4 protein-coding genes are annotated in these 7,866 nt (G+C 68.5%); 1 reads left to right on the top strand and 3 read right to left on the bottom strand.

The features are described from left to right. Nucleotides 1-219: 219 nt before the first annotated feature. The 3 genes from FG323_RS04555 to FG323_RS04565 all read right to left on the bottom strand — a co-directional run bounded on the left by FG323_RS04555 (nt 220) and on the right by FG323_RS04565 (nt 6,542). The gene (locus tag FG323_RS04555; protein WP_141453242.1) at nt 220-708 is read right to left on the bottom strand and encodes an 8-oxo-dGTP diphosphatase; all 489 of its coding nucleotides are present in this window, start codon (nt 706-708) and stop codon (nt 220-222) included. Nucleotides 709-784: 76 nt separating this feature from the next. Then, nucleotides 785-4,141 (bottom strand): PAS-domain containing protein, encoded by a 3,357-nt coding sequence (locus FG323_RS04560; protein WP_141453243.1) that lies wholly within the window; start codon nt 4,139-4,141, stop codon nt 785-787. 181 nt (nt 4,142-4,322) lie between these two features. Then, the gene (locus FG323_RS04565) at nt 4,323-6,542 is read right to left on the bottom strand and encodes a TonB-dependent receptor (protein WP_141453244.1); all 2,220 of its coding nucleotides are present in this window, start codon (nt 6,540-6,542) and stop codon (nt 4,323-4,325) included. A 192-nt stretch (nt 6,543-6,734) separates the two neighbouring features. Here FG323_RS04565 and FG323_RS04570 point away from each other — a divergent pair. Continuing rightward, nucleotides 6,735-7,866, top strand: a 1,132-nt coding sequence (locus FG323_RS04570; RefSeq protein ID WP_141453245.1) for a GntP family permease, incomplete at its 3' end; no start/stop codon positions are given.

Below are 7,866 nucleotides of genomic sequence, written 5' to 3' on the forward strand. Positions count from 1 at the left end.
GTTTGTCCGCGAACCATCCACATGCGCTGTGGAAAACCTGAAACTTTCGTTTCACGGACGTGAAACGCAATGGTCATTTTTTCGCCAACCTGCTTGACAGCCTTGCCGCACAAGGCTGCCCGGCGCTTATCCACATGTTTCTCCGGATTCGGTCCACACAAGATGTGGACAACCGCGCCAGCTCATTCCGCGTAATGCGGATGACGCGCCCGCGCGCGATCAGATGCGCGAGTACTGCCAGGACACCATGCGTCCGACGCGGTACGGCATCACCCCGTGGAACCCGCGCGGATCCGCGTCGAACACCAGCGGCAGGAAATGGCGGTCGCCGTCCCACAGCGGCAACTCCAGGATCCGCTCCACCGGTACCCATTCCAGCGCGCCTTCCGGATTGCGCTCATGGGGCGTGCCGGAATACGCGGTGATCAGGAACACGAAGCCCAGCCAGTCCTCGCCCTGCTTGCCGAAGCCCGGCCAGCTGATGGTGCCGCGCAGCGCCAGTTCGTCGCATTCGATGCCGGCCTCCTCGCGGATCTCGCGGCGCATGCCGGCCACCACGTCCTCGTCCGGCTCGATCTTCCCGCCCAGCCCGTTGTACTTGCCCAGGTGCTGATCGTCGGGCCGCGCATTGCGGTGGATGAGCAGTACCTGCGAGCGATCCGGCGACAGGACATAGCCGAGCGTGGCGACGATGGGGGTATACGGCATGGCGGGACGTGGGTCGGAAAACCGCCATTCTAGCCGCGCGCGCCGTTCCGCTCCCGGCCAACCGAGCGGAGGCGGCTTACGGCATCGTGGCCATGCCGCCCACGCGTGCCGCCAGCAGGCGGTCCAGCACCGACTTCAGCGCCAGCGGACGCACCGGTTTCGCAAGCAGAGACAGATCTGCCTCGCGCACCGCACGGCGCACCGCGTCGGTCTGATCGGCGGACAGGATGAGGCAGGGGGGCGCCCCGAACCGCGCCGCCAGGCGCCGCCACAGCGCCACGCCGGTGTCGCCGGCGTCCAGGTGGAAGTCGAACAGCCATGCATCGGCCGGCGCTCGTGCCAGTTGCGCTTCCGCGGCCTCGCCATCGGCGGCACTGGCCACCTCGCAGCCCCATCCCAGCAGGGTCTGGCGAAGCGCATCGAGCGCGGCCGGATCATTGTCCACCGCCAGTACGCGCAGGCCGGCCAGACGGGCGCGCGACACGCCCGCGGACACGTGCGCCGCGGTCGGCGCGGCGACTGTCGGCAGCTCGACGGTGAAGGCGGACCCGCGTCCGGGCCGACTGCGCAAGCCCAGTGGCGCTTCCAGCAGTGCGGCGATGCGGTCGGCAATGGACAGGCCCAGCCCGAGTCCCTGCCCGACCGCCTCCTCGCCGCGCCGGAACTCGTCGAAGATCAACCGCCGCTCCGGCTCGCGGATGCCGGGGCCGGTATCCAGCACCTCGATCCGCAAGCATCCCCGCGCGCCGCGGCGCGCGCCCAGCAGCACGCCGCCCCGCGCGGTGTAGCGGATGGCATTGGCGAGGAAGTTCTGCAGGATCCGCCTCAGCAACTGTGGATCGCTGTGCACCCAGGCACGGCTGGGCCGATAGCGGAAGCGCAGGCCATGCTCGGCAGCCAGCACGCCGAATTCCGACGCCAGCGGTTCCAGCACCTCGGACAACGGAAAATCACGCGGCTCCGGCACCAGGCCGCCGGCTTCCAGCCGCGACATGTCGAGCAGGCCGGTCAGCAGATCGGTGGTGGAATCCAGCGCGCCGCGGATCTGCCGCGCCGACTGGCGCGCGCCGTCGTCGGGCAACTGCTGGGCGAGCGCATCGGTGAACAGGTGGGCGGCATGCAGCGGTTGCAGCAGGTCGTGGCCGATCGCGGTTAGGAAGCGGCTCTTGGCGTCGTTGGCGTGCTCGGCTTCACGCTTGGCGGTTTCCAGCAGTGCGGTGCGCTCGGCCACGCGCTGTTCCAGGGTTTCGTTGGCGCGCTTGAGATCCCGCTCGGCATGGCGCGAGGCGGTGACGTCGGTGTAGGTGGCGACGAAGCCGCCGCCGGGCATCGGGTTGCCGCGGATTTCCACGATGCTGCCATCGGGGAATACGCGCTCGGTCAGATGTGGCGTGCCGGCGCGCATGAACGCGATGCGGCGTTGCAGCGCGCGTTCGTCCTGGCCGCGATGCGGCATGCGCTGCAACGCCCAGCGGGTCAGGTCGGCGATCGGCCGGCCGACCTGCAGCAATTCCGGCGGAAACCCGAACATCTGCTCGTAGCGGCGGTTCCAGGCGACCAGCCGCTGTTCGCGATCGACCACGCTGATGCCCTGGCTCATGTTGTGCAGCGCCGCTTCCAGCACCTGCTGGTTGAAGCGCAGATCCTGCGAAGCCTCGCCGACGATCGCCGCGACCGTATCCAGATCCCGGCTCTCGCGGCGCGCCGCGTCCAGCAGCAGGCGTGCCGATGCTGATCCCAGCACCGCGGAGAGTTCCCGCTCCAGCCGCGCCTCCATCACCGCCGGCACCGGGCCGTTGCGCGGCGCGCCGGCGAGCAGTTCCTCCACCCGCTCCCGCGACAGGAAGCGCCGCCCCGCCTCGCCCAGACTCTGTCGATCCAGATTGCGCTGGCGCTGGTGCGGCGCCTCCCGGCGCCAGGCCATCGCCAGCAGGGTGGCGGCGGTACCGGTGAACAGGCTCACGCCCACCGCGCGCCCCAGCGGACTCCAGCCAGTCAGGCCGAACATGCCCTGCGGCGACAGCCACGCCTGTCCGAACGGCCCTTCCCGCAGCCACTCGGGTGCGCTGCCGGACGCCAACAGCAGGGTCGGCAACAGCAAGACCCAGGCCCAGGCCAGGAAGCCGGCGACCACGCCGACGATCGCCGCGCGCGGCGGCGTCTGCGGGCGCCACACCGCGAACGCCAGCACTGGCGCCAGCGTGGCCAGCGCCGAGAACGACACCGCGCCGACGTCGGCCAGCGCATCGCTGCCGGTGACCAACCGGCTGTACGCCCACGACAACAGCATGATCACCGCGATGCCGGCTCGGCGCAGCGCCAGCAGCGCGCCGCGCTGATCGCCGCCATCGCGGCGCGACCACGCACCGCGCAGCAGGCCGGGCGCGAACCAGTGATTGCCGATCATCAGGCTGAGGGTCAGCGTGCTGACCACCACCATGCCGGTGGCCGCGCTCAGGCCGCCGAGGAAGGCGAACAACGCCAGCCCCTCGTGGCCCTGCGAGAACGGCAGCGCCAGCGCGTACATGTCCGACGGCACCGCGCCGCCCAGCAGCGCCATGCCGGCCTGCGCCAGCGGCAGTCCGGGCAGCGCGATCAGCACCAGGTACAGCGGGAACAGCCAGCGCGCGGTGCGCACGTGGCGCTCGTCGCGGCATTCGACCACCGCCACGTGGAACTGGTGCGGCAGGATGAACATCGCCAGCGCGCCCAGCAGCACGAACGGCGCGAACCCGCCGGACGGCTGTGGCGGCAACGGCGCAGCCGGCAGTTCCGGCCATTCGCGCAGGCCGAACCAGACGAAGGCGCCGAGCGCCAGCATCGCCGCCAGCTTGAAGATCGACTCGAACGCCATCGCCAGCACCAGCCCGCGATTGTGCTCGGCGGCGCTGGCCCGGCGGGTACCGAACAACATCGCGAACAGTGCCATGGCCAGCGCCACGTACAGGCCGCTGTCGCGCCAGAACGGCAACGCCTGGCCCGCCTCGCCGGCATCCAGGGTGAGCGTGGCGAAGCTCATCGCCACCGCCTTCAGTTGCAGCGCGATGTAGGGAATCAGGCCCAGCGCGGCGACCAGGGTGACCGTGCCGGCCAGCCAGGCGTCGCGGCCCAGCCGGGTGGCGATCAGATCCGCCAGCGAGGTCGCGTTGGTCTCCCGCGCCAGCCGTACCAGCCGCATCAGGAACGCGACCGCCAGTGCGTAGAACAGGATGGCGCCGAGGAAGGTCGGCGGCAGCGGCCAGCCGTAACGGGCGGCCTGGGTGACGGTGCCGTAGAAGGTCCACGAGGTGCAGTGCACCGCCAGCGAAAGCGCGTAGACATGTTGCCAGTGGCGGGCGAATACGGCCGGACGCCGCTCGCCGTACAGCGCGGTGCCGAACATCAGCGCCAGCCAGGCCAGTCCGGCCAGCGCGACCACCCACAGGCTCAGCATGTGACGACCCGGGCGGTCGGCGGTCCGTCGATGGCTCCGCCGCGAAGCGCGCCGGCATCGAAGACGATCCCGGAAAACACGCGACGCGATGGAGTACGTGGTGGCATCGGCGGAGCATAACGCAGCGGCGGCAGGCTTCCGCCTGCCGCCGCCGTTTTCCCATCGCTTGCCGCCATCAACCTCAGAAGTCGTAGCGCGCGGTCAGCGTGTACTGGCGCGGCGGGCCGTAGAAGCCGGTCAGCACGCCGTAGGCGCCGATGTTGTAGCCGGTGGTGCGGTATTCCTTGTCGGCCAGGTTGCTGCCCTGCAACGAGAACGACCAGGCGTCGTTGACCTTCCAGATCACGCCCGCGTTGAGCAGGCCGTAGCCGTCCTGCCTGATCAGCGGGCTCAGATCGGTGGTCGGCCACACCTCGCTCTGGTAGGCATAGCCCACCCGCGCGGACAGGTTGCCGCCATTGGCCAGATCGGTGCGGTACTCCACGTTCAGCGCGCCGGAGAACTCCGGAGCATTGGTGAACTTCTGCTGGTCGGCGACGTTGACGCCGCGATCCATGTATTCGTCGTACTTGGCGTCCAGCCAGGCCAGGTTGCCGCTGATCAGCCAGTTGGCCGTCGGCAGCCACTGGTATTCCACTTCCAGGCCCTGCACCGTGCCCTTGCCGGCGTTGGTGAAGTCGCCGAAGAAGCTCTGCGCGCCGTTCGGCAACGTGTACGAGGTGAACACCGACAGCTGGATGTCCTCGTACTTGTTGTAGAAGTAGGCCAGGTTGAGGAACATGCGCTGGTCCAGCAGCGACATCTTGCTGCCGATCTCGAAGCTGTCGACCTTCTCGTCGTCGAACGGTTCGCCCGAACGCGGCACCGCGGTGGTATTGGCGCGGATGTTGTAGCCGCCGGACTTGAATCCGCGCGAGGCCAGGCCGTAGATCATGACGTCGGGCGTGATCTGGTAATCCAGCGAGACCTTGGGCGAGAAGTTCTTGAAATTGACCGTCTTGTCGAAGTTCGCCGCCGTGCCCCAAGCCGTGCCGTAGTCCAGGCCGGTGTAGAAGCGGTTCAGCGCGATCGCGTGCTTGTCCTCGTCGGTGTAGCGCGCGCCCACGTCCAGCTTGAGCCTGTCGGTCAGGTCGAAGGTCCAGTCCGCGTACACCGCGATGCTCTGGGTATTGACCACGCCCTGGGTGTCGCCGAACAGCGGGTTGGTCAGCGCGTTCGGCAGGGCCGGGTTCCAGAAGTGGTTGAGCACCTGGCCGCCGGCGTCGCCGTCGAAGGCATAGATGCCCATCACGCCACGCGCGCGGCCGCCGCCGTCGTAATTAGCCTGCACTTCGTGGCTGACCTGGCTGTCGTTGTAGAACGCGCGCACGTCCACCAGGGTCAGTGGCGTGGTGTCGAAGTCGATGTTGGTCTCGGTGTCGGACTCGCGCTTGGCCACGACGTACTTCAACGCCCAGTCCTCGTTGACACGCCAGTTGAAGGTGGCCGAGGCGCCCTTCATGGTGGTGTCGTTGACGTTGCGCATCGCGCTGCGGATGTCGTAGCGATCCGAAGTCGGCGGATAGGCCGGCGCCAGCGGGTTGGCCGCCAGCATCTTGGCGCCACGCACGCCCGACTGGTCGTCCATCCAGTCGAACGCGAACTGCACGTCGAAGTTGTCGCCCGCATAGGCGCCCAGTTGCAGGCGCGCGGCATTGATTTCCTTGTCGCTGACATCCTGGCGGGTGTAGGTGTTCTCGCCGAAACCGTCGCGGTTCATGCTGGCCACCGCCACCCGTCCGCGCAGCCCGCTGTCGGCCCCGCCGATGGCGCCGCCGATGGCGGCCTTGGCGTCGAGCTGGTTGTAGTTGCCGACGGTGATCGAGGCGAAGCCCTGGGTTTCGGTCGGCAGGCCGCGCGAGACGTACTTGATGGCGCCACCGATGGTGTTCTTGCCGTACAGGGTGCCCTGCGGACCGCGCAGCACCTCGATGCGCTCGACATCGAACACGTCCAGCAACGCGCCCTGCGGACGGGCGATGTAGACATCGTCCAGGTAAATGCCCACGCCCGGATCCACGCCCCACAGCGGATCCGCCTGGCCGATGCCGCGGATGTAGGCGGTGACCGTGCTGGTCGAACCGCGCGCGGCGTAGATGGTCAGGTTGGGCACTTGCGCGTCCAGATCACCGATGTCGCGGACATTCATCTTGTCCAGGCTCTCGGAAGTGAACGCGGTGACCGCCACCGGCACGTCCTGCAGGGTTTCTTCGCGCTTGCGCGCGGTGACCGTGACCGAATCCAGGGTGGTGGCCTGGCTCGCCGCCTGGCCGCTGCCTGCCCCCGTGTCCTGCGCGAACGCGCAGGGTGCCGACGCCAGCAACACGGTGCCGATCGCCAGGCTCAAATGCTTCCGCTTCATGGATATCCCCTCCTCCCGGGAATGCGTGCGGCGGACGGTTGTCGCCGATGCTGGAGAAGGCTAGAGGCGGACCGGACGGATCGGCATCGTACCTTCGTACAGTGGGCCGCCGCCGGGGCGCTGTCGATACTCCCGCCATCTGTCCGGCCACTGGCGGCCGACCCATCGAACCCCGGCGCCGAGGAGCCACGGATGTCTTTCCTGATTGTGTTGGCCGCGCTGTGTTTCCTGATGTTCGTGGCCTACCGCGGCTACAGCGTGATCCTGTTCGCGCCAATCGCGGCGCTGGGCGCGGTCCTGCTGACCGATCCCTCGCTGGTGGCGCCGATGTTCACCGGCCTGTTCATGGACAAGATGGTCGGCTTCCTCAAGCTGTATTTCCCGGTGTTCCTGCTGGGCGCGGTGTTCGGCAAGCTGATCGAGATCTCCGGCTTTTCCAAGTCGATCGTCGCCGGCACCATCCGGCTGGTCGGCCGGCAGCGGGCGATGCTGTCGATCGTGCTGGTATGCGCGCTGCTGACCTACGGCGGGGTGTCGCTGTTCGTGGTGGTGTTCGCGGTGTATCCGTTCGCCGCCGAGATGTTCCGCCAGAGCGACATCCCCAAGCGGCTGGTGCCGGGCACCATCGCGCTGGGCGCGTTCACCTTCACCATGGACGCGCTGCCGGGCACGCCGCAGATCCAGAACATCATTCCCACCTCGTTCTTCGGCACCACCGCCTGGGCGGCGCCGGTACTGGGTACGCTGGGCGCGGTGTTCATCCTCATCCTGGGCATGGGCTACCTGGAATGGCGCCGCCGGGTGGCGCAGCGCGCCGGCGAAGGCTATGGCGGCGACCTGCGCAACGAGCCCGAACCCTTCCGCGGCGATCGCCTGGCGCATCCGCTGATCGCGGTGCTGCCGCTGCTGCTGGTGGGCGTGGCCAATTTCCTGTTCTCGCGCTGGATTCCGGGCTGGTACGGCGAGAGCCAGTCATTCGTGCCGGCGGTGATTGGCAATCCCGTGCCGGTGGTGCAGGAAGTCTCCAAGGTCGCGGCGATCTGGGCCGTGCAGGGCGCGTTGCTGGTCGGCATCGCCAGCGTGCTGCTGTTCGCCTGGAGGCCGGTGTTCGACGGCTTCGCCGAGGGCACCAAGAGCGCCATCGGCGGCGCGCTGCTGGCCTCGATGAACACCGCCTCCGAGTACGGCTTCGGCGCGGTCATCGCCGCCCTGCCCGGCTTCCTGGTGGTCGCCAATGCCCTGCAGGCGATTCCCAATCCGCTGGTCAACGAAGCCATCTCGGTGACCGCGCTGGCCGGCATCACCGGCTCCCCCCCCCGCGGCG

Source organism: Pseudoxanthomonas sp. z9 (assembly GCF_006542425.1).
Classification (GTDB): Bacteria; Pseudomonadota; Gammaproteobacteria; order Xanthomonadales; family Xanthomonadaceae; genus Pseudoxanthomonas_A.